The sequence below is a fragment of the Streptosporangium jomthongense genome, from assembly GCF_042650425.1.
Lineage (GTDB): Bacteria > Actinomycetota > Actinomycetes > Streptosporangiales > Streptosporangiaceae > Streptosporangium.
Window position 1 is genome coordinate 244,572 of sequence record NZ_JBHSBC010000002.1, and the last position, 20,663, is coordinate 265,234.

Annotated in this window: 17 protein-coding genes; 13 read left to right on the forward strand and 4 right to left on the reverse strand. The window is 71.6% G+C overall.

Going from position 1 to position 20,663, the window contains the following annotated elements; genetic code table 11:
• The 6 genes from ACFOYY_RS04430 to ACFOYY_RS04455 all read left to right on the forward strand — a co-directional run.
• Positions 1 to 326, forward strand: a 326-nt coding sequence (locus tag ACFOYY_RS04430) for a ferritin-like domain-containing protein (protein WP_386188021.1), incomplete at its 5' end; no start/stop codon positions are given.
• A 97-nt stretch (positions 327 to 423) separates the two neighbouring features.
• On the forward strand, positions 424 to 2,352 hold the full coding sequence (locus ACFOYY_RS04435; protein ID WP_386188023.1) for a S9 family peptidase: 1,929 nt from the start codon (positions 424 to 426) through the stop codon (positions 2,350 to 2,352).
• Entirely contained in the window at positions 2,301 to 3,626 is a 1,326-nt protein-coding gene (locus ACFOYY_RS04440; RefSeq protein ID WP_386188025.1) for a serine hydrolase domain-containing protein, read from the forward strand. Before ACFOYY_RS04435 ends, ACFOYY_RS04440 begins: the two co-directional genes overlap by 52 nt.
• Before the next feature lie 9 nt (positions 3,627 to 3,635).
• Positions 3,636 to 4,982, forward strand: coding sequence for a serine hydrolase domain-containing protein (locus tag ACFOYY_RS04445; protein ID WP_386188028.1), 1,347 nt, complete (start codon positions 3,636 to 3,638; stop codon positions 4,980 to 4,982).
• Complete coding sequence (locus ACFOYY_RS04450) at positions 4,975 to 5,853, forward strand: serine hydrolase (RefSeq protein WP_362775940.1); 879 nt, start codon at positions 4,975 to 4,977, stop codon at positions 5,851 to 5,853. The genes ACFOYY_RS04445 and ACFOYY_RS04450 overlap by 8 nt, the downstream gene beginning before the upstream one ends.
• 29 nt (positions 5,854 to 5,882) lie before the next feature.
• Positions 5,883 to 7,472: a PucR family transcriptional regulator gene (locus tag ACFOYY_RS04455; protein WP_352012066.1), complete on the forward strand. Its 1,590-nt coding sequence runs from the start codon at positions 5,883 to 5,885 to the stop codon at positions 7,470 to 7,472.
• Between the two features lie 220 nt (positions 7,473 to 7,692).
• On the opposite strand, the gene ACFOYY_RS04460 is transcribed toward ACFOYY_RS04455, so the two are convergent.
• The gene (locus tag ACFOYY_RS04460) at positions 7,693 to 8,799 is read right to left on the reverse strand and encodes an RNA-guided endonuclease InsQ/TnpB family protein (RefSeq protein WP_386188031.1); all 1,107 of its coding nucleotides are present in this window, start codon (positions 8,797 to 8,799) and stop codon (positions 7,693 to 7,695) included.
• Positions 8,800 to 8,914: 115 nt separating this feature from the next.
• Here ACFOYY_RS04460 and ACFOYY_RS04465 point away from each other — a divergent pair, with 115 nt between their 5' ends.
• The 4 genes from ACFOYY_RS04465 to ACFOYY_RS04480 are packed head-to-tail and all read left to right on the forward strand — an operon-like array spanning position 8,915 to position 14,021.
• The gene (locus tag ACFOYY_RS04465; protein ID WP_386188034.1) at positions 8,915 to 10,501 is read left to right on the forward strand and encodes an ABC transporter substrate-binding protein; all 1,587 of its coding nucleotides are present in this window, start codon (positions 8,915 to 8,917) and stop codon (positions 10,499 to 10,501) included.
• Positions 10,502 to 11,506 (forward strand): ABC transporter permease, encoded by a 1,005-nt coding sequence (locus ACFOYY_RS04470; protein ID WP_386188037.1) that lies wholly within the window; start codon positions 10,502 to 10,504, stop codon positions 11,504 to 11,506.
• Positions 11,506 to 13,329 (forward strand): dipeptide/oligopeptide/nickel ABC transporter permease/ATP-binding protein, encoded by a 1,824-nt coding sequence (locus tag ACFOYY_RS04475; protein WP_386188039.1) that lies wholly within the window; start codon positions 11,506 to 11,508, stop codon positions 13,327 to 13,329. The genes ACFOYY_RS04470 and ACFOYY_RS04475 overlap by 1 nt, the downstream gene beginning before the upstream one ends.
• Positions 13,326 to 14,021: an ABC transporter ATP-binding protein gene (locus ACFOYY_RS04480; protein ID WP_352012071.1), complete on the forward strand. Its 696-nt coding sequence runs from the start codon at positions 13,326 to 13,328 to the stop codon at positions 14,019 to 14,021. The genes ACFOYY_RS04475 and ACFOYY_RS04480 overlap by 4 nt, the downstream gene beginning before the upstream one ends.
• 4 nt (positions 14,022 to 14,025) lie before the next feature.
• On the opposite strand, the gene ACFOYY_RS04485 is transcribed toward ACFOYY_RS04480, so the two are convergent.
• Entirely contained in the window at positions 14,026 to 14,877 is an 852-nt protein-coding gene (locus ACFOYY_RS04485; RefSeq protein ID WP_386188043.1) for an SCO6745 family protein, read from the reverse strand.
• Positions 14,878 to 15,119: 242 nt separating this feature from the next.
• Here ACFOYY_RS04485 and efeU point away from each other — a divergent pair, with 242 nt between their 5' ends.
• Genes efeU through efeB form a run of 3 tightly spaced genes read left to right on the forward strand, consistent with a single transcriptional unit; the run spans position 15,120 to position 18,428 of the window.
• Positions 15,120 to 15,968, forward strand: coding sequence for an iron uptake transporter permease EfeU (gene efeU / locus ACFOYY_RS04490; RefSeq protein ID WP_352012073.1), 849 nt, complete (start codon positions 15,120 to 15,122; stop codon positions 15,966 to 15,968).
• Positions 15,969 to 15,982: 14 nt separating this feature from the next.
• Positions 15,983 to 17,125, forward strand: a complete 1,143-nt coding sequence (gene efeO, locus ACFOYY_RS04495) for an iron uptake system protein EfeO (RefSeq protein WP_352012074.1) — start codon at positions 15,983 to 15,985, stop codon at positions 17,123 to 17,125.
• A gap of 43 nt (positions 17,126 to 17,168) precedes the next feature.
• Positions 17,169 to 18,428, forward strand: coding sequence for an iron uptake transporter deferrochelatase/peroxidase subunit (gene efeB, locus ACFOYY_RS04500; protein ID WP_362775927.1), 1,260 nt, complete (start codon positions 17,169 to 17,171; stop codon positions 18,426 to 18,428).
• Between the two features lie 66 nt (positions 18,429 to 18,494).
• Here the strand turns inward: efeB and menC are convergent, their stop codons facing one another.
• Positions 18,495 to 19,613 carry an o-succinylbenzoate synthase gene (gene menC, locus ACFOYY_RS04505; protein WP_362775925.1) on the reverse strand — a complete coding sequence of 373 codons (1,119 nt, stop codon included), beginning with the start codon at positions 19,611 to 19,613 and terminating at the stop codon, positions 18,495 to 18,497.
• Positions 19,614 to 19,693: 80 nt separating this feature from the next.
• Positions 19,694 to 20,500 carry a GNAT family N-acetyltransferase gene (locus ACFOYY_RS04510; protein WP_386188047.1) on the reverse strand — a complete coding sequence of 269 codons (807 nt, stop codon included), beginning with the start codon at positions 20,498 to 20,500 and terminating at the stop codon, positions 19,694 to 19,696.
• Positions 20,501 to 20,663: the final 163 nt, after the last annotated feature.

The window sequence follows — 20,663 nt, forward strand, 5'->3', positions numbered from 1 at the left end:
AACACGCCGGTGAGGAGCAGGAGCACGCCGACATGCTCGCCCGGCGCATCGTGCAGCTCGGCGGCGATCCCGATCTCAGCCCCGAGGCGCTGGCGACCCGGTCCCACACCGAGTACGACGCCAGCCTCGACCTGGTGGAGATGATCAAGGAAGACCTGATCGCGGAGCGGATCGTCATCGTCTCCTACACCGAGATCATTCAGTGGCTCGGCGACCACGACGTCACCACCCGCAGGGTCTTCGAGCACATCCTCGCCCAGGAGGAGGACCACGCCGACGACCTCAGGGGACTGCTCGAACGACTTCCCGCCGCGCTGAAGGGCTGAGGGCGCCGGGCACCGGTTGGAGGACGGCACAACGGGACCGGCCCGGTTCGTCGTGGCGGCCGAAGAAGCGGGGCGGACGGGCGCCTAGCGTTCGGACATGCCCCGCCTCTCCCTCAGCGACCTCTACCGCATAGCGGTTCCGGGAGACCCCCGGCTCCGCCCCGACGGAGGCGCCGTCGCCTACACGGTGACGACGGCCGACCGGGAAACCGACGCCAACCACTCCGAGATCTGGCTCGCCGCCCCCGGCGCCGAGCCGCGCCGCCTGACGGGCGGGCCGCACGACTCCTCCCCCCGCTGGTCTCCGGCGGGCCGTACGCTCGCCTTCCTGCGCCCCGTCGAAGGCAGGGCGCAGATCCACCTGCTGCCGATGGACGGCGGCGAGCCGCGCGTCCTGACGGACGCCCCGCTGGGAGCGGGCGCGGCGGTCTGGTCGCCCGACGGGACCAGGATCGCCTACGCGGCGCCGTACGGGGAGGTCGACCCGGTGGCGCCGGTGGTGACCGACCTGCTCGGCTACAAGGCCGACGGCGCCGGCCTGCTGCGCGGCCTGACGACGCAGCTGTTCGTCGTGGACGTCGAGACGGGACGGACCGTCCGGGTCACCTCGGGAGACGCCTTCGCCGGTGAGCCGTCCTGGACGCCGGACGGCCTGCGCCTGACCTTCGTCACCGACACGGGACAGGACCGCGACCTGGTCATCGGTGGGGCCGCCTACTCGATCGACGTGCCCGATCCCGGCCCCGAGGACGAATCAGGAGGAGATCCCGAGGGCGTGCCGGAGCGGCTCACCGGCGAGGAGCTGATCTGCGCCGGGGCGTGGTGGACCGGCGGACGGCTGCTGGTCGCCGGGATGACCGGCGGGCCCGTCGGCCACACCCGCCTGTTCCACCTGGACGACGGCGACCTCACCGAGGTGACCGAGGGCCTGGACCGCAACCTCATGGTCGGCGCCCCCGGCTACCCCGGGGCGCTTCCCCAGCAGGCCGGGGACGAACTGATCTTCTGCGCCCGCGACGGCGGCTGCACGCACCTCTACCGCGCCGGCGGGGACAAGCTCGTCGGCGGGGACCAGGTGGTCTCCGGCGTCAGCGCCGCCGCGGGCAGGATCGCCTACGTCGCGGCCACGCCGCACAGCGCGGGGGAGGTCTACCTCCTGGACCTGCCGGGCGACAGGGAGGCGGGACAGCCCGCGGCGATGCGGCTGACCTCGTACGCGCTGGAGGACGTCGAGCTGTTCACGCCGCGCAGCCGTACCTTCACCGCGCCGGACGGCACACCGGTCGAGGGATTCGTGCTGCGCGACGAGACGCTCACCGGGCCCGGCCCGCTGCTGCTGGACGTGCACGGCGGCCCGCACAACACGTGGGCCCCGATCTTCGACGGGGTGCACCTCTACCACCAGATGCTCGCGGCCAAGGGGTGGACCGTGCTCACCCTCAACCCCAGGGGCAGCGACGGGTACGGCGAGGCGTTCTACACCGCGGCCGTGGGCGCGTGGGGGATCGCCGACACCGACGACTTCCTCAGCCCGATCGACGACCTGGTCGCCGAGGGGGTGGCCGACCCGGACCGGCTCGGGCTGACCGGCTACAGCTACGGCGGCTACGTCTCCTGCTGGCTGCCGACCAGGACGGACCGTTTCCGGGCGGCCATCCCCGGCGGCTGCGTCAGCGACCTGAACAGCATGGCCGGGACCTCCGACCTCGGGTACCTCCTGAAGGTCCACGAGTGCGGCGGGGACGTCACGGGCCAGTCGCCCATGGAGAACGTCGGGAAGGTCACCACGCCGACCCTCCTCCTGCACGGGGAGGACGACGACCGCTGCCCCGTCGGCCAGGCCGAGCAGTGGTTCGCCGCGCTGCGCGAGCGGGGCGTCCCGGTCAGGCTCGTCCGCTACCCCGGCGGCTCCCACCTGTTCATCCTCAACGGCAGGCCCTCCCACCGAACGGACTACAACGAAAGGATCGTCGCATGGCTGGAACAGTGGATCCCCAGCGCTGGCACGGCCGTCTCGCCGAGCTGATCGCCGAGTACGAGGTTCCCGGCGCGAACCTGGCCTTCCTGCACGAGGGGGAGGTCCACGAGTTCGCCGCGGGGCTGCTCAACGTGGACACCGGGGTCGAGGCGACCACGGACTCGCTCTTCCAGATCGGGTCGGTCACCAAGGTGTGGACCGCGACCCAGATCATGGTCCTGGTCGAGCAGGGCGCGCTGACGCTGGACACGCCGGTCTGCGAGGTCCTGCCCGAGTTCCGGGTCGCCGACCCCGAGGTGACCAAGACCGTCACGGTCAGGCACCTGCTCTCCCACACCTCGGGCATCGACGGCGACCTCTTCCTTGACACCGGCCGTGGCGACGACTGCGTGGAGAAGTACGTCGCGGCCTGCGCCGACCTCGCGCAGAACCACCCCCTCGGCGTGACCCAGTCCTACTGCAACTCGGGCTTCGTCGTCGCCGGGCGTGTCATCGAGCGGCTCACCGGCAAGACCTGGGACGCCGCGCTGCGCGAGCAGATCATCGAGCCGCTCGGGCTGACCCACACCTGGACGCTGCCCGAGGACGTGCTGCGCTTCCGCGCCGCCATGGGACACCTCGACGGCAAGCCCGCCCCCGTCTCCAGCCTCATGCGTTCGGCTGGCCCCGCCGGGCTGATCTCCGCCCGCCCCGCCGACGTCGTCGCCTTCGGCCGCGCCCACCTGGGCACCGGGCTGCTGGCCGACCCGAAGGCGATGTGGGAGCCGCAGGTCGACATCCCCAACCCGTACACCCTCGGCAGGCAGTGGGGCATCGGCTGGATCCTGGACGAGTGGCAGGGCCACCGGGTGATCTCCCACGGCGGCAACACCATCGGCCAGGCCGCCATGTTCTGGGTGCTGCCCGACACCGAGACGGTCGTGTGCTCGCTGGCCAACGGCGGCCACACCGCGGCCTTCCACCAGGCGGTGGCCACCGAGCTGTTCGCCGAGCTGGCCGGGATCACGGTCCCGCCCGTGCTGGGCCCGCCCGCCGAGCCGTTCCAGGCCGACCGGGAGCGTTACACCGGCGTGTACCAGCGGGCGGGCAGCCGGATGACGGTGAGCCTGCGCGAGGACAGGATGTTCCTGCTCGTCGAGCCCACCGGGGCCCTCGCCGCGCTGCAGCCGCCCGTGGAGATCGAGCTCGTCGCCGTGAACGAGACCACCTTCGTCGGCCGCCCCGAGGGGGACCCCCAGTGGCTCTCGGCCGTCTTCTACGAGCTCCCCGACGGCTCGCCGTACGTCCACCTCGGCGTCCGCGCCACCCCGAAGATCGCCTGAGGAGTGAGAATGCTGGAGAACCTTCAGGAACGTCTCGACGGGATCGCCCGTGAGCACGACGTGCCCGGCGCCTCGCTCGCGCTCTGGGCAGGCGGTGAGCTGATCCAGGTCGCCACCGGCGTGGTCAACCGGGACACCGGCGTGGAGACCACGCCGGACAGCGTCTTCCAGGTCGGCTCGACCACCAAGGTCTGGACCGCCACGCTGGTCATGCAGCTCGTGGACGAGGGCCTGGTCGACCTGGACCGTCCGGTTCGGGACTATCTGCCGGAGTTCGCCGTCGCCGACGGCTCGGAGAAGGTCATCACCGTCAGGCACCTGCTCACCCACAGCGGCGGCTTCGACGGTGACCTGTTCGAGGACACCGGGCGCGGCGACGACTGCCTGGACAAGTACATCGGCTTCCTGCACGACGCGGGGCACGTCCACGAGCCCGGAGCCCTGTTCTCCTACTGCAACTCCGGCTACTGCGTGCTCGGCGCCCTGGTCGCCAGGCTGCGCGGCACCACCTGGGAGCAGGCCATGCGCGAGCACCTGCTCGGGCCGCTCGGCGCGACGCACTGGGCGCTGCTGCCCGAGGAGGCCATCCTGTTCCGGGCGGCGGCCGGGCACCTCGGCCCCGACGGCGCCGTCCACCGGTCGTGGGCGATGCCGCGCTCCAACGCCCCCGCGGGCTCGACCATGTGCCTGGCCCTGCGCGAGCTGGTCCGCTTCGGCCGCATGTTCGTCGCGGGCGGCGTGGCGCAGGACGGCACCCGGCTGCTGTCGGAGGAGGCCGTCGCCGCCATGCGGACCGGGCAGATCGACGTGCCCGGCGTTCCCGGGCTGCTCGCCGACCGCTGGGGCCTGGGGTTCGAGCTGTTCGACTGGGGCGGCGAGGTCTACGGGCACGACGGCGGCACGATCGGGCAGAGCACGTTCTGGCGGGTCGTGCCCGGGTCGGACTTCGTGATCGCGATGAGCGTCAACGGCGGCTCCGTCGCCGGGATGATCTCCGACCTGGCGCTGCCGCTGATCCGCGAGGTCACCGGCCTGCCCGTGCCCGACCTGCCCGTCCCGGCTCCCGCGCCGGGGGAGGTCGATCCGTCGCCCTACCTCGGTGAGTACTCCGGGCCGATGTACAGCTGGGAGGTGGCCGGGGCTCCCGGCGGCCTGGACGTCACCCTGGTCCCCGGCGAGTTCATGCGGCAGACCGGCCAGACGCGGACCACCACCCGGTTCGTGCACCACGAGGGCCACTCCTTCATCGCGGCCGAGCCCAGGGGCGGCATGCACGAGACGGTCACCTTCGTGGTCGGCGAGGACGGGCGGATCACCCACCTGCACTCGGGCGCCAGGACGCTGCGTCGTGTCTGAGATCTCCGGCGCGCTGCGCGCGGTGTTCGAGGAGGCGGAGACCGAGGGCTTCGTCCACGTCCGGGAGATCGACGGCGACGCCGAGGTCTGCCTCGGCGCCGACGACCCGGTGGTGCTCGCCTCGGTGTTCAAGCTTCCGATCCTGCTGGAGTACGCCAGGCAGGCGGCGGACGGGAGGCTGGAGCGCACCGAGCGGCTGACGGTGACCGCGGCCGACAAGGACGGCGGCATCGGCACCTCCGGGTGCGTGGACGACGTCTCGCTCACCCTGCGCGACCTGGCCCACTTCATGATGACCATGAGTGACAACGCGGCGACCGACGTGCTGCTGCGCCGGGTCGGGCTCGGCAACGTGCACGCCACGCTGCGCGAGCTGGGCCTGGAGCGGACCCGGCTGATCGGCGGCTGCGCCGAACTGCTGGGCAGCGTGGTCACCGAACTCGGCCTGTCCGGCCTGGACGACGAGGAGGGGCTCGCCGCGGTCACCGAGGAGCGGATCAGGTCGCTCGCCGTGCGCGACCCCGAGCGGACGACCTCCGGTACGCCCCGGGAGATCACCACCCTGCTGGGCCTGATCTGGCGGGACGAGGCCGGTCCGGCCGAGGCGTGCGCCGAGGCGCGCAGGATCCTGGGCAACCAGATCTGGCCGCACCGCCTGTCCTCCGCGTTCGGCGACGAGGTGAAGATCTCCGGGAAGACCGGAACGCTCTGGGGCATCCGCAACGAGGCGGGCGTGCTGGAGTATCCGGACGGGCGGCGGTACGCGGCGGCGGTCTTCCTGCGGACCCGCTCGTTCGGGCTCAGGTTGCCCAAGGCGGACGCGGCCATCGGCCGTGCGGTTCGTGTGGCGATAGACCATCTGCGCACCTAATGTCACTTTATGTCCATTATCGTGAGCGGATGAGCAATCGGCCACGTTCCAGCCTCCGGCGCATCCTGGAAGACCTGGGAAGCACGGTGCTGGACGTGGCCGCCTCGCCCGGCGAGCTCGACGCCGAGGTCACCGGCGTGCACATCTACGACCCCCTCGACGAGCTGTTGCTCGCCGAGGGGAACATCCTGCTGGCCGTCGGGGTCGACCGCGCCGAGCAGATCTGCGCCCTGCTCGACGCGGCGGGCCCGGCGGCGGGCGTCGTCGTCAAGCAGCCCGTCGACGTCGACGAACTCGTCCGCGCCAAGGTGCTGGAGACCGGGGTCGCCGTCCTCGGGCTGACCAGGGCCGCCTCCTGGGCGCAGGTGGCGGCCCTGCTGCGCTCCCTGCTGGCCGAGGGCGACCTGGCCGAGCCGGGGGAGGCCCCTGCCGACGACCTGTTCTCGCTGGCCAACGCCGTGTGCGCGCTGCTGGACGCCCCGGTGACCATCGAGGACCGCTCCTCCAGGGTGTTGGCCTACTCGGGACGGCAGGACGAGGCCGACCCGGGCCGTGTCGAGACGGTGCTCGGCCGCCAGGTGCCCATGCGCTACCGGCGGATGCTGGAGGAACGCGGCTTCTTCAGGAAGCTCTACCAGAGCCACGAGCCGATCTACCTGGAACTGGACGGTGACAGCATCCACCGGGCCGCGGTCGCCGTACGGTCGGGCGACGAGATCCTCGGCTCCATCTGGGCCGCGGTGCGCGAACCGCTGAGCGACCAGCGGCAGCGCGCCCTCGCCGACGCCGCCAAGATCGTCGCCCTGCAGCTGCTGCGGCAGCGGGCCGGGGCCGACACCCGCCGCAGGCTCCGCGCCGACCTGCTGTCGACCGTGCTGGCCGGGGGCAAGGACGCCGCGGAGGCCGCGGGACGGCTCGGCGTCGCCAGCGAACGGCTGTGCGTGCTCGCCGCCCAGCTCAGCGGCAGGTCCGACGGCGACGCCGCGCGCAGGGAGAGCGACAGGCAGCGCTTCTGCGACGCGCTCGCCCTGCACGTCGGGGCCATCCACCCCAAGGCGGCGGCCGCGCTGGTCGGCTCGGTCGCCTACGCCGTCCTGCCGCTGCACGCGGGCAGCGGCGGCGAGGAGGAGTCGCGGGCCGTACGGGTCGCCGAGAGCTTCCTGGCCCGCGTCGGCCCCAGACACCCCGCTAACATCGGGGTCGGGCGCCTGGCGGGAAACCTCTCCGAGGTGGCCAGGTCCAGGGCCGACGCCGACAGGGCGCTGCGCGTGCTGCGCGCCAGGGAGGCCTCCGGCGCCGTCGCCGGCTACACCGGCGTGCACTTCGAGGCGCTGCTGCTGCAGCTGGCCGACCTGGCCGAGGCGGAGGAGCAGGCGCCGACCGGCCCCTACGAACGGCTGCTGGCCTACGACGCCGAACACGGCAGCGAGCTCGTCCCCACCCTGCGGGCCTACCTCGACGCCTTCGGCGACGTCAACGCCGCCGCGGCCAGGGTCCACGTGCACGCCAACACCTTCCGTTACCGGCTGAAGCGGCTCACCGAGATCGGCGGCCTGGACCTGGGCGACTCCGAGGCCAGGCTGACCGTGATGCTCCAGATGCGGATCTTCGGCAGATAACACGACGGGCGACCCGCTTTTTGTGATTGAGCACGAAGAACGAGCCGCGCGAAAGAGCGATTGTGGGGCATCGCCCTCCACCTTCCTGGAGTTCCGTTGACATCCTCCTCTCCCTGAAGGGAGGGGATTCCCGCGGTCGCCCGTGGGGGTTCCTGCTTCACGGCCAGTTGCCCGCCCGAGAGGACTCTCGTTGAGGTCTTACACCAGCTCAGCAGGCGTTTTACCTCTCCGCCAGCCCGGCGGCGAGGATGTTCTTCGCGGCGTTGACGTCCCGGTCGTGGACCGCGCCGCATGGGCAGGCCCACTCCCGGACGTTCAGCGGCATCCTGCCTTGCAGGGTCCCGCACGCCGAGCACAGCTTCGAACTCGGGAACCAGCGGTCCACCGCCACCAGTTCCCGCCCGTACCACCGGGCTTTGTACTCCAGCATCAAGCGCAGTTCCCGCCAGGAGGCATCCGAGATGGCGCGGGCCAGCGAGCGGTTCCTCATCATGTTGCGGACGGTCAGGTCCTCCACGGCGATCACTTGGTTCTCGCGAACAAGCCGTGTGGTGACCTTGTGCAGGTGATCCCTCCTGCGGTCGGCGATCCGGGCGTACACCTTGGCCACCTTCAGCTTGGCTTTGGCCCGGTTCGCACTGCCCTTCTCCTTGCGGGCGAGCGCCCGCTGAGCCTTGGCCAGTTTGCGCCGGTCGACCCGCTCGTGACGCGGGTTGGCGATCTTCTCTCCGGTCGAGAGGACGAGCAGGTGGTTCAGGCCCGCGTCGATTCCCACGTTCGCTTCGACGGACGGAAGCGGAGCGATCTTTTCCTCGACCAGCAGGGACACGAACCAGCGGCCCGCGGCGTCTTTCGACACGGTCACCGTGGACGGCTCCGCGCCCTGCGGGAGCGGGCGCGACCACACGATGTTCAGCGGCGCGTCCATCTTCGCCAGCGTCAACCGGCCGTCCCTCCAGCGGAACGCCGAGCGGGTGTACTCCGCCGACGGCCGCGACTTCTTCTTGCTCTTGAACGTCGGGTACTTCGCGCGCTTGGCGAAGAAGTTCGCGAACCCCGCCTGAAGGTGGCGGAGTGCCTGCTGAAGCGGGACGGACGACACCTCGGACAGGAAGTCGTGGTCGCCGTCGCGCTTCCACTCGGTCAGGCGCGCGGACGACTCCACGTAGGAGACGCGGCGCCCTTCCAAGGTGTAGGCGCGGGTCCGCTCCTCAAGCGCTTTGTTGTAGACGAGGCGGACGCAGCCGAACGTCCGGGCGAGATCTTCGGCCTGCTCGGGGGTCGGGTGGAAGCGGTACTTGTAGGCCCGCTTCACGATCTGCGCCATGCCTCACATTCTAACAACGATCAGCTAAGGCTCGTCCGTGCGTTCGATACAGCGGCGCCGTGCCACTTTTCCTCCCTGCCCTGAAGGACGGGGTATCCACGCTCAAGGAGCTTCGATGAAAAAGACAGGAGCGGTGGCCGCTCTCGCCACCCTGAGCCTGCTCGCGACCGCCTGTGGCGGCACCTCCGACGGCCCCTCGGGCAAGGCCGCGGCGGGAGGCACCTTCTCCTTCGCGCTCAGCGCCGATCCCGGAGCGCTCGACCCGGCCATGGGCATCCTCGGGGTCACCAACACCACGCTGTCGCTGGCCTATGACACCCTGGTCGCCTACGCCCCGGACGGGAAGCTCCTGCCCAGGCTCGCCGAGAAGTGGGACGTCAAGCCGGACTCGGTGACCTTCACCCTGCGCAAGGACGTCACCTGCTCCGACGGCTCCAAGCTCACCCCGTCCGACGTGGCCGAGAACGTCAGGCACATCGCCGACCCCGCGACGCAGTCCCCCGTGTACGGCGTGCTCGTCCCCGCCGGGATGAAGGCCGAGGCGGACGACGCGGCGGGCACCGTGACGCTCTCCACGCCCCAGCCGTTCAGCTTCATCCTGGAGAGCACCACGCTGATGTTCGTGGTCTGCGGCAAGGGACTCAAGGACCGTTCCTCGATCGCGCACGCCTCCTCGGGCTCGGGGCCGTACACGCTGACCGAGGCGGTGCCCAGCGACCACTACACCTTCAAGCTGCGTGAGGACTACGTCTGGGGGCCGGGTGGCGCGGCGACGAAGGGGTCCGGCATGCCGGAGAAGGTCGTGCTGAAGGTCGTGCCGAACGAGCAGACCGCCGCCAACATGCTGATCTCCGGCGACCTCAACGGGGCGATCGTCTACGGCGCCGACCGCAAGCGTCTTGAGGCCACCCCGGGCATGGGCAAGACGATCGCGTCGGCGGGCAACGGGCAGTTCTTCTACCACCAGGGCGACGACCGGCCCGCCAAGGACCCGGCGGTGCGCAAGGCGCTCACCCAGGCGATCAACCTCCCCGAACTGGCCGGGATCGCCTCAAGCGGCACGGGGCGGCCGGCGACCGGGCTGGTCGGCGACCCCAAGCCCTGCCAGGGCGACAGCGTCACCGGTCACGTCCCGGCGTTCGACCCGGCGGCCTCCGCCGCGGCGCTGGACGCCGCCGGTTGGAAGGCCGGAGCCGACGGCGTCCGTGTCAAGGACGGCAAGCGGCTCAGCCTGCGCCTGCTGTACATCACCACCAAGGGCGCGGCGACCCAGGCCGCCAACGAGTACCTCGCCCAGTCCTGGAAGAAGGCGGGCGTCGAGGTCACGCTGAACGGCGTCATCGACACCAAGCTGTCGGAGTCGCTCAACGCCGCCCAGGACTGGGACGTGGTCTGGCTGCCCATCGGGGTCACGCTTCCCACCCAGCTCGTCGGGTTCCTGTCCGGCCCCGCGGCCCCCAAGGGCGCCAACTTCGCCCACCTGAGCAACCAGCGCTACAGCGAACTCGTCGCCGAGGCCGTGACCAAGCCCGGCGAGGAGGGCTGCAAGCTCTGGTCCCAGGCCGAGTCGGCCCTGTTCGAGGCCTCCGACCTGGTGCCCGCCGTGGACACCACCATGCTCATCGCCAAGCGGAACGCCACATTCGACATGGTGGCGGGCACGTTCGTGCCGACCTCCATCCGGATGACCGAGGCGGGCTGAGTGGCCGTCATCCCTCGTCTGCGGGGCCGCCGCCCGTCCACGGACGGCGGCTCCCGGGGCCGTGCGCGAGGGGCGTTCGTGCTGCGGCACCTCGTCCGTTTCGTGATCTCGCTGGCCGTGCTGCTCGTCGCGTCGTTCGCGATGATCCACCTCATCCCGGGCGACCCGGTGCGCGCCTCGCTCGGCCCGGCGGCCCCGGTCGAACTGGTGGAGGCCAGGCGCGCGGCCCTCGGTCTCGACCAGCCGATCCTCACCCAGCTCGCCTCCTACGTCGGCCACGTGGCCTCCGGCGACTTCGGCACCTCCTTCCTCAGCGGGGAGCCGGTCGGCGAGGTCATCGCCTCCCGGCTGCCGAACACCCTGGCGCTGGCCCTGCTCGCGACCGTCGTCGCCCTGCTGGTGGCGGTCCCGCTCGGCATGTGGGCGGGGGTCCGTACGGAGAACGGCCGCAACCGGGGCACCGAGGCGGCCTTCACCTCGGCCACCGGAACGGCCGTCGCGATACCGGAGTTCCTCTACGCCATCGCCGCGGTGGCACTGTTCGCCATCGGGCTCGGCTGGTTCCCGCCCGCGGGCAAGGGCGGCCCCGAGTCCTACGTGCTGCCCGTCCTGGCCCTGGCCATCGCCCCCGCCGCGATGATCGCCCGCATCTCCCGGGTGGAGACGCTGCGCGAACTCGGCAGCGACTACGTACGGCTGGCACGTGCCAAACGGCTGCCCTCCGCCCGGATCCACCTGCGGCACGTCCTGCCCAACACGCTCACCGCGACCCTCACCATCGGCGGCCTGCTGCTCACCGGCCTGATCGCCGGGAGTGTGCTGGTCGAGTACGTCTTCGCCTGGCCCGGTCTCGGCCTGCGGATCGTGGAGTCGATCACCCAGAAGGACTATCCCGTCGCCCAGGGCGTGATCCTCGTCTACGGCGCGATCGTGCTCGTGGTGAACCTGCTCGTCGACGTGCTGCTCGGCCTGCTCGACCCGACCTCCGCCCTGAAGGAGACCTGATGCGGCACCTGCTGCGGACCCCGGCCGGGCTCGCCGGGACCATACTGGTCACGCTCATGGTGGTCCTCGCCGTCATCGGGCCGCCGATCTGGGGGGCGGAGGCCGAGCGCATCAACCCGGCGGCCATCCTCCAGGGGGTCTCGGGCGAACACCTTCTCGGCACCGACAACCTGGGCCGGGACATCCTGGCCAGGGTGCTCGTCGCCGGACGGCTCTCCCTCGTCCTGGCCCTGCTGACCACGCTCATCGGCGCGGCCGCGGGCGTCGTGCTCGGCGCGCTGCCCTCGGTGCTGCCCCGCAGGGGCGCCCGCCTGGTCACCGGCACGGTCAACGCCCTGGTCGCCTTCCCCAGCCTGCTGCTGGCCATGTTCACCGCGGTGATCTCCGGGCTGGGCGCCAAGGGCGCCGTGCTCGGCATCGGCGTGGCCCTCGCGCCCGGCTTCGCGCGGCTCACCCAGACGCTCGCCGCCTCCGTCGCGAGCGCCGACTACGTGGCGGCCTCCAGGATGCTCGGCGTGCCCCGGATGCGGGTCATGACCCGCCACGTCCTGCCCAACATCGCCGAACCGCTGATCCTCAACCTCACCCAGGCGCTGGGCAACGCCCTGCTCGCGCTGGCCGGGATGTCCTTCCTCGGGCTCGGCGTGCAGCCTCCGTCGTTCGACTGGGGCCGTCTGCTGTTCGACGGGTTCGGCCGCATCTACGACACCCCGGCCGTCGCCCTCGGCCCCGCCGTGGCGGTCGCGCTCGCGGGCATCGGGTTCAACCTGCTCGGAGACGCCCTGGCCAGGGCCGCGGCACGCGGCGGCGCGGCGGTCAAGGCCGCCCCCGCGGGCGCGGCCGTACCCCGGCAGGAGACCGAGCCCGACCCCGAGGCCGTCCTGGAGGTGCGCGACCTCACCGTCACCTTCCCCGGCGGCGTGACCCCGGTCCGCGGCCTGTCGCTGACCATCGCGCCCGGTGAGATCGTCGGCCTGGTCGGCGAGTCGGGCAGCGGCAAGAGCCTGACCGCCTCGGCCGTCGGCGGCCTGGTGCCCTACCCGGGCGAGGTGACGGCGAGCAGGCTGCGGCTGTGCGGCTCCGACCTCGACGACCTGACCGAGCAGCAGCGCCGCAAGCTGCTCGGCACCTCGCTCGCCATGGTCTTCCAGGACCCGATGGCCTCCCTCAACCCCGCGCTGCGGATCGGCGGCCAGCTCGCCGAGGTGTCCACCGTGCACCAGGGGGCGGGGCGCGCCCAGGCCTGGGAACGGGCGGTCGACCGCCTCGACCACGTGCGCATCCCCGAACCCGCCAGGCGGGCCCGCCAGCACCCCCACGAACTGTCCGGCGGCATGCGCCAGCGCGTGGTGATCGCGATGGGCCTGATGGGCACGCCACGGCTCATCATCGCCGACGAGCCGACCACCGCGCTCGACGTGACGGTGCAGCGGCAGATTCTGCGCCTGCTGCGCCAGGTGACCGCGGAGACCGGCGCCGCCACCCTGTTCATCTCCCACGACATCGCCGTGGTCGGGGAGCTGTGCCACCGGGTCGTCGTCATGTACGCGGGCAGGGTGGTCGAGGAACTGCCCGTCGAGCAGCTCGCCACGGGCGCCGCGCACCCCTACACCCGCGCCCTGGTCGCCTCGCTGCCCGACATGGACACCGACAGGTCCTTGCCGCTGGCCAGCATCCCCGGCCGTCAGCCCGCCCCGGCCGAGGTCGGTTCCGGCTGCGCCTTCGCCGACCGCTGCGAGCTGGCCGGCGACCGCTGCGCCGAACTGCCGCCCCTCGTCCCGTACGGCAAGGCGCACCGCGTCGCCTGCTGGGAGGCCTCATGATCATCAAGAACCTGACGGTGCGGTTCGGTGCCTTCACCGCCGTCGACGACGTCACGCTGGAGATCCCGCCGGGGGCGATCGTCGGGCTGGTCGGGGAGTCCGGCTCGGGCAAGTCGACCCTGGCCAAGGCGGTGACCGGGCTGGTGCCGTACCGGGGGGAGATCACCGGGGCCGATCCGCGGCGCATCCAGATGGTCTTCCAGAACCCCTACGCCTCCCTCGACCCCAGGATGACCGTCGGCGCCTCGGTCGGCGAGGGGCTCCGCCTGCCCCGCGCGGAACGCCGGGCCGAGGTCGAGCGGCTGCTCTCGCTGGTCTCGCTGCCCGCGGCCCTGGCCGGTCGCTACCCGCGCGAGCTGTCGGGCGGCATGCGGCAGCGGGTGGCCGTCGCCAGGGCGCTGGGCGCCAGGCCCGAGCTGCTGGTCGCCGACGAGATCACCTCCGCCCTGGACGTCTCCGTGCAGGGCGCGGTGCTCAACCTCGTCCGCTCGCTGCGCGAGGAACTCGGCCTGTCGATGCTGTTCATCTCGCACAACCTCGCCGTGGTCCGCTACGTCTCCGACGTCGTCGCGGTGATGCATCAGGGCAGGCTGGTGGAGACGGGGCCGACCGAGGAGGTCGTCGGCGCCCCGCGGCACGACTACACCCGCTCCCTGCTCGAAGCCGTCCCCCGCCTGGGCCGTACCTCCTGAGACGTCACGGCCTGGGGGCGCCGATCGGGTTGGGCACCGGGACGACACCGGTGTCGACGAGGTGCCTGCCGAGCGGGGCGGCCAGCGCGACGACCTCCTTGAGGCCGGACTCCCCGAGGGCGGTGACCGGGTCGGCGGCCAGCCGGTCGGTGGCGTCCTCGATCTCGCGCCGTAGCCGCTCACCGGACCCGGTCAGCCGCCCGGCGCGGTCGAGCAGCCCCCTGGCGGTGAGCCCGTCGTGGCTCTCCCGCCACTCCTCGTCGCTCCAGCCCCGGTTGATCTGGATGGACTCCCTGGTGATCGCCCCGGTGGCCACGTGGGTGAGGATGGCGTCCAGCCCCCGCAGCCCGGCGTGCACCGACGCGATGACGTGCCCGTCCCCCCGGTGCTCACGGAGCACCGTCGCCGCCAGCCACAGGCGCTCCACGGGGTCAGGGGGAGCCGGGACGCCGGACCACCCGGCCGCCAGCGGCCTGCCGTCGAAACGGCACGCCCCGGCCGCCGTCTCCAGCAGCGACGCCAGCCGTTCCAGACCGTCCCGGCCGGGTGGCAGCGCCCGTTCCAGCACGGCGCGTACGGCGTCGATCCGGGCGGCGAGCACGTCCCCCGGAGAGGCGTGGGCCCAGGCGCCGGGAAGCGCCCTGGCGACCCTGCCGGGGGCGAAGCCGTACAGCACGGCCGTGGCGGCGGGGGCGTCGAGCGGGCCGAGCGGCGCGACCCGCCCGGTGAGGTAACCCGCCCACCACCCCGGCAGCCCCAGCGCCCTGGCCGCCTCGGCGGGCTCGGGCGTGAAGTACACCGCGGCGTGCAACGGCTCGACGGACCGCCAGAGACGTCTGGCCGATGTGGGGTCCACGGGCGTCCTCCTCTCGGATCCTCTCGGCCCCAGTGTGCTGGCCGGTCCGGACGGAGAACAGCGCCGTTTTCGGAAAGCGGACCGGAATCCGGCGCCCCGGCCTCTCCGGCGACGTCGTGGTGAACCGAAACCATCCGGAAGGGAAACTCGACCGGGGACCGGAAAAGGAGCATCCTCGTGTGGAGAGTAAGGTTGCCCTGCCCTAAATTAGGTAAGCCTTCGTAGTTTTCCCGGGAGTCCAGGTGTTCGCCAGCTACCTCATCGGACTGCGAGAGGGCCTCGAAGCGACCCTCGTCGTCTCCGTCCTCGTCGCCTTCCTCGTCAAGAGCGACAGGAAGAACCGGCTTCCCCAGGTCTGGGCGGGCGTCGGCGTGGCCGTCGCCCTCTCCATCGGGTTCGGCGCCCTGCTGACCTTCACCGCGGCGCACCTCAGCCACGGCCAGCAGGAGATGTTCGACGCCGTCACCTCACTGCTGGCGACGGTCTTCGTCACCTGGATGATCTTCTGGATGCGCCGGGCCGCCCGCTCCCTCTCCGGTGAGCTGCGGGCCAGGCTGGACGAGGCCATCCAGGTGGGCACCGGCGCCGTCGTGGTCATGTCCTTCCTGGCCGTGGCCCGCGAGGGGCTGGAGACCGCCCTGCTGTTCTTCGCCTCCGTGCAGGGCGCGACGACGTCGGCGAGCCCGCTGATCGGCATCACCCTGGGCATCCTCACCGCCGTCGCCCTCGGCTGGGGCCTGTACCGCAGCGCACTGCGGATCAACCTGACCGTCTTCTTCACCTGGACGGGCCTGCTGCTGATCCTGGTCGCCGGGGGCATCTTCAAGTACGGCGTGCACGACCTGCAGGAGGCCAACATCCTGCCCGGCCTGTCCACCTACGCCTTCGACATCAGCTCCGTCATGCCCGCCGACTCCTGGTACGGCGCGCTGGTGTCCGGGATGTTCAACATCACCCCGCAGCCGAGCGTGCTGGAGACCGCCGCCTGGCTCCTCTACGTCGTGCCCACCCTCTTCCTCTTCCTGCGGCCCCAGCGCAAGCGGCCCGCCTCCCCGCCCCTCTCCGTCTCCGACCCGCGTCCCGCGGCATGAAACCAGGGTTCAACATGCGTACTCCCATCGTCGTCGCCATCGGATTCCTCGCCATGGCGGGCCTGACCGCCTGCTCAGGCGGCGGCACCCCCGCCGCGAGCCCGCAGGCGGCGAGCAGCTCGGCGGGCGGCCCCATCGCCGTCGCCGCGAACGACACCGAGTGCAAGGTCGCGGTCACCGAGGTCACCGCGGGCACCTCGACCTTCACGATCACCAACGCCGGCAGCAAGGTGACCGAGTTCTACGTCTACGCCCCCGGTGACCGGGTGATGGGCGAGGTGGAGAACATCGTGCCCGGCCTGACCCGTGAGGTGATCGTCGAGCTGCCCGCGGGCGCCTACGAGACCGCCTGCAAGCCGGGCATGACCGGCAAGGGCATCAGGGGCCCGCTGAAGGTGACCGGCGAGCACAAGCCGCTCAGCGACGACGCCAAGCTGGCCGAGGCGACGGCGGGCTACAAGCGCTACATCAAGACCCAGAGCGACACCCTGCTGACCAAGACCCAGGAGTTCGTCGACGCGGTCAAGGCCGGTGACATCGACAAGGCCAAGGCGCTCTTCCCGGTCGCGCGGACCTACTGGGAGCGGATCGAGCCGGTCGCGGAGATCTTCGGCGACCTCGACCCGGCCATCGACGCCAGGGAGAACGATCTGGCCGAGGGCGAGAAGTGGACCGGCTTCCACAAGATCGAGAAGGACCTCTGGGTCACCAAGGACGTCAGCAAGGACGGCCCGGTCGCCGACAAGCTGATGGCCGACATCAAGACCATCGTGGACAAGGCCAACGGCGCCGAGATCTCCCCGGTTCTGCTGGGCAACGGCGCCAAGGGCTTGCTGGACGAGGTGGCCTCCGGCAAGATCACCGGTGAGGAGGACCGTTACTCGCACACCGACCTGTGGGACTTCGACGCCAACCTGCAGGGTTCGAAGGCCGCCGTGCAGGCGCTCAGGCCGGTGCTTGAGGAGCGGGCTCCCGACCTGGTCAAGACACTTGACGAGAGGTTCGCCGCGACCGAGGCGGAGCTCGGCACGCACCGCGCGGGCGACGGATGGAAGCTCCACACCGAGCTGTCCAAGGACGAACTGAAGAAGCTGTCAGACTCGATCAACGCGCTGGCCGAACCGATCAGCAAGATCGCCGCGATCGTCGCGAAGTAACCGGGACCGTCGCCTGCGGCGCGGGCCGGACTGAGGAGAAGGCATGAGTGAGCGGATCAGCCGCAGGAAGCTGTTCGGCCTGGGCGCGGCGGGGGTCGCGGCGGCCGGGGCGGGTGTGGTCGCGCTGCGGGCGGGCGAGGGCGGGCAGGGCCCGACCGCGGCCCGTGTCGCCTCCGCCACCGACGCGGTGCCCTTCTACGGCGAGCACCAGGCGGGCATCGTCACCCCGGCCCAGGACCGGCTGCACTTCGTCGCCTTCGACGTCATCACCGACAAGAAGGCCGAGCTCGACGAGCTGATGCAGGAGTGGACGGCCGCCGCGGCACGGATGACCCAGGGCAGGGAGGCGGGCACCTTCGGCGCCGTCGGCGGCCTGCCCGAGGCGCCTCCCGACGACACGGGGGAGGCGCTCGGGCTGCCGGCCTCCGGGCTCACCCTGACGGTCGGCTTCGGCGCCTCGCTGTTCGACGACAGGTTCGGCCTGGCGGCCCGCAGACCGGCCGCCATGGCCCCGCTGCCGAAGTTCCCCGGCGACGCCCTGCTGCCGGAGATCTCCGGCGGCGACATCTGCGTCCAGGCGTGCGCGCACGACCCCCAGGTCGCCGTGCACGCCGTGCGCAACCTGGCCCGCATCGGCTTCGGGCGGGTCTCGGTGCGCTGGTCGCAGCTCGGCTTCGGCCGTACCTCCTCGACCTCACGGGCCCAGGCGACGCCCCGCAACCTGATGGGGTTCAAGGACGGCACCAACAACCTCAAGCTGGAGGACGAGGCGCTGCTCGCCGAGCAGCTGTGGGTCGCCCCCGGCGACGGCCAGGACTGGATGACGGGCGGCAGCTACCTGGTCACCAGGAAGATCCGGATGATGGTCGAGACCTGGGACCGGGCCCCGCTGGACGAACAGCAGCAGATCTTCGGCCGTGACAAGGGCGAGGGCGCCCCGCTGGGGAGGAAGGCCGAGTTCGACCCGGTCGACTTCAACGCCAGGGACGCGGCGGGACAGCCGTTCATCAAGGCCGACGCCCACGTACGGCTGGCCCACCCCAGCAGCAACGGCAACGCCCACCTGCTGCGCAGGGGCTACAACTACGTGGACGGCTCGGACGGGCTCGGCCGCCTGGACGCGGGCCTGTTCTTCATGGCCTACCAGCGCGACCCGCACCGCCAGTTCGTCCCGATCCAGCTCTCCCTGGCCAGGCACGACGCGCTCAACGAGTACATCAAGCACGTGTCGAGCGGCCTGTTCGCCTGCCCGGGCGGGGTCCGCGACGCCGGAGACTACTGGGGCAGGACCCTGCTCACCTGAGCCGGGCCCGGCCGTGACGTACGGAGACGGCCCGCGCGGAGGTCGCGCGCGGGCCGTACGGCGTGCTCAGAAGGGGATCCACTCGGTGGAGACCGTGACCTCGTCGAGCAGCTCGGGGATGGGCTCGACGCCGATGCCCGGGCCGGTGGGAACCGGCAGGTGACCGTCCTGGAGGACGAACGGGGCGGTGATGTCGGTGGTGTAGTAACGGCTTGAGGCCGAGGTGTCACCGGGCAGGGTGAAGCCGGGCAGGGCCGCCAGGGCGACGTTGGCGGCGCGGCCGATGCCGGTTTCGAGCATGCCGCCACACCAGACGGCCACGCCGTGGGCACTGGCGAGATCGTGGATGCGGCGGGCTTCGAGGTAACCGCCGACCCGGCCGGGCTTGATGTTGATGATCGAGCAGGAGCCCAGGGTGATGGCGGCGGCGGCGTGCTCGGCGGAGTGGATGGACTCGTCGAGGCAGACGGGGGTGCTCATCCGCTTGGCGAGCTGGGCGTGCTGGACGAGGTCGTCGTCGGCCAGGGGCTGTTCGATCAGCAGCAGGTCGAAGGCGTCGAGCTTGGCCAGGTGGGGGGCGTCGGCGAGGGTGTAGGCGGCGTTGGCGTCGGCCTGCAGGAGCAGGTCGGGGCCGAAGCGCTCCCGGACGGCGCGGACCGGGGCCAGGTCCCAGCCCGGCTCGATCTTGAGCTTGATGCGCCGGTAACCCTGGCCGACGTAGTCGTCGACGGCGTCGAGCAGGGCCTCGACGGAGTTCATGATGCCGACCGAGACGCCGCAGGGGACGGACGGGACGGCGGCGCCGAGATAGGAGCCGAGGGACTGGCCCGCGGTGCGCAGCCCGGCGTCGAGAACCGCGGTCTCCAGGGCGGACTTGGCCATCTGGTGGCCCCGGTAGCGGCGCAGGGCCCGGTGGACGGCGTTGATGTCGAAGGGGCCGGGCTGGGCCAGGTGGGGGACCAGCGCGGGGACGAGGTAGCGGCGCAGGACGTCGATGGCCGTCTCGGTGTACTCGGGGGAGTAGAGCGGGGCGGTCATCGCGGAGCACTCGCCCCACCCCTCGGTGTCCGGGGTCACCGCGCGCACGAGGAGGGTGTCGCGGTGGTGCTCGGTGCCGAAGGAGGTACGGAAGGGGGCGATGAGGGGCATCGTGATGCGACGGAGTTCGATTCCGGTGATCTTCATGATGTGTGCGGCCGGTGCCGCGTCTCCTTTGCGATGTGCCTGCTGTGGTGTGCCTGCGGTCTTCGGAGCGTCCTGAGGGGTCAGGCGGGGAGCCGGACGACGTAGCTGCTCTTGCGGTGGAAGCCGACGACCTGGGCGCCCCGCGCCATCAGGCCGCCGAGGACCTCGCGCAGGGCCTGGCGCCAGGCGCGGGCCGTGGACGGGTCGGTGTGGCGCAGCGTCTCGATGTCGGCGGGCAGGTCGATCAGCACGATCTCCGCGTCGGTACGGCCGGGCGCGGGGCGGCCGTCCCTGTCGCGCAGCCCGACGACGGCGTTCACCGGGACGTCCACCGCGTACGGCGTGCCCGCCGCCGCGGCGACGACGTGCGGGACGGTCAGCGGCCAGGTCGCCAGGACACGGTCGGACTCGTCACCGGCGTTGATCGCGTCGCCCATGACGCCGTAGAAGGACGGCAGGTACTCGGTGGGGAAGGCGCCGAGCTTGGCCAGGTTGAAGTGGGCGTTGCGGCGCACGAGCGGATCGTAGGTCCAGGTGATGGTGTCCAGGCCGCGGTCGAGGGCCCACAGACGCTGGTGCTGTTTGAGGGCGAAGCCGACGCCGTTGCCCAGGGTGGTCCCGGTGATGTGGGAGTGCAGCGCCCGTCCGGCGGGGGCGGCGAGGAAGCCGACCGAGGCCCCGACCATGCGCCCGTCCAGGTAGGCCCCGGTGATGTAGTTGCCCGCGTGCGACAGCGCCCGCATCAGTTCGACGCTGATCGGCGCGTTGCCCGGCTCCGACTGCCAGATCTCAACGAGCAGCCGGTACACCTCCTCCAGCTCCTCAAGGCGGTGGAGCTCACGGAGACTGACCCCGGTCGCGGTCGCGTCGAGCCCGACCCCGCTCATCGCAGTTCCCGCTGGAACAGACGCCGCACGTTGCCGCCCAGGATCTTGAGGACGTCCTCCTCGGGCAGCCCGCGCCGCAGGAGCGCCTCGGTGACCATGGGCAGGCCACGCGGCCCGTCGAGGCCGGGGATGGCGGCTGTGGCGTCGAGTCCGTCGGGGGCGG

What these genes read in the sequence shown, in the direction of transcription:
- efeO (WP_352012074.1), top strand. Translation starts at nt 15,983, where the DNA reads ATGCGTACTCCCATCGTCGTCGCCATCGGATTCCTCGCCATGGCGGGC.
- ACFOYY_RS04465 (WP_386188034.1), top strand. Translation starts at nt 8,915, where the DNA reads ATGAAAAAGACAGGAGCGGTGGCCGCTCTCGCCACCCTGAGCCTGCTC.
- ACFOYY_RS04460 (WP_386188031.1), bottom strand. Translation starts at nt 8,799, where the DNA reads ATGGCGCAGATCGTGAAGCGGGCCTACAAGTACCGCTTCCACCCGACC.
- ACFOYY_RS04510 (WP_386188047.1), bottom strand. Translation starts at nt 20,500, where the DNA reads ATGAGCGGGGTCGGGCTCGACGCGACCGCGACCGGGGTCAGTCTCCGT.
- ACFOYY_RS04475 (WP_386188039.1), top strand. Translation starts at nt 11,506, where the DNA reads ATGCGGCACCTGCTGCGGACCCCGGCCGGGCTCGCCGGGACCATACTG.
- ACFOYY_RS04440 (WP_386188025.1), top strand. Translation starts at nt 2,301, where the DNA reads ATGGCTGGAACAGTGGATCCCCAGCGCTGGCACGGCCGTCTCGCCGAG.
- menC (WP_362775925.1), bottom strand. Translation starts at nt 19,613, where the DNA reads ATGAAGATCACCGGAATCGAACTCCGTCGCATCACGATGCCCCTCATC.
- ACFOYY_RS04480 (WP_352012071.1), top strand. Translation starts at nt 13,326, where the DNA reads ATGATCATCAAGAACCTGACGGTGCGGTTCGGTGCCTTCACCGCCGTC.
- efeB (WP_362775927.1), top strand. Translation starts at nt 17,169, where the DNA reads ATGAGTGAGCGGATCAGCCGCAGGAAGCTGTTCGGCCTGGGCGCGGCG.
- ACFOYY_RS04455 (WP_352012066.1), top strand. Translation starts at nt 5,883, where the DNA reads ATGAGCAATCGGCCACGTTCCAGCCTCCGGCGCATCCTGGAAGACCTG.
- ACFOYY_RS04435 (WP_386188023.1), top strand. Translation starts at nt 424, where the DNA reads ATGCCCCGCCTCTCCCTCAGCGACCTCTACCGCATAGCGGTTCCGGGA.
- ACFOYY_RS04445 (WP_386188028.1), top strand. Translation starts at nt 3,636, where the DNA reads ATGCTGGAGAACCTTCAGGAACGTCTCGACGGGATCGCCCGTGAGCAC.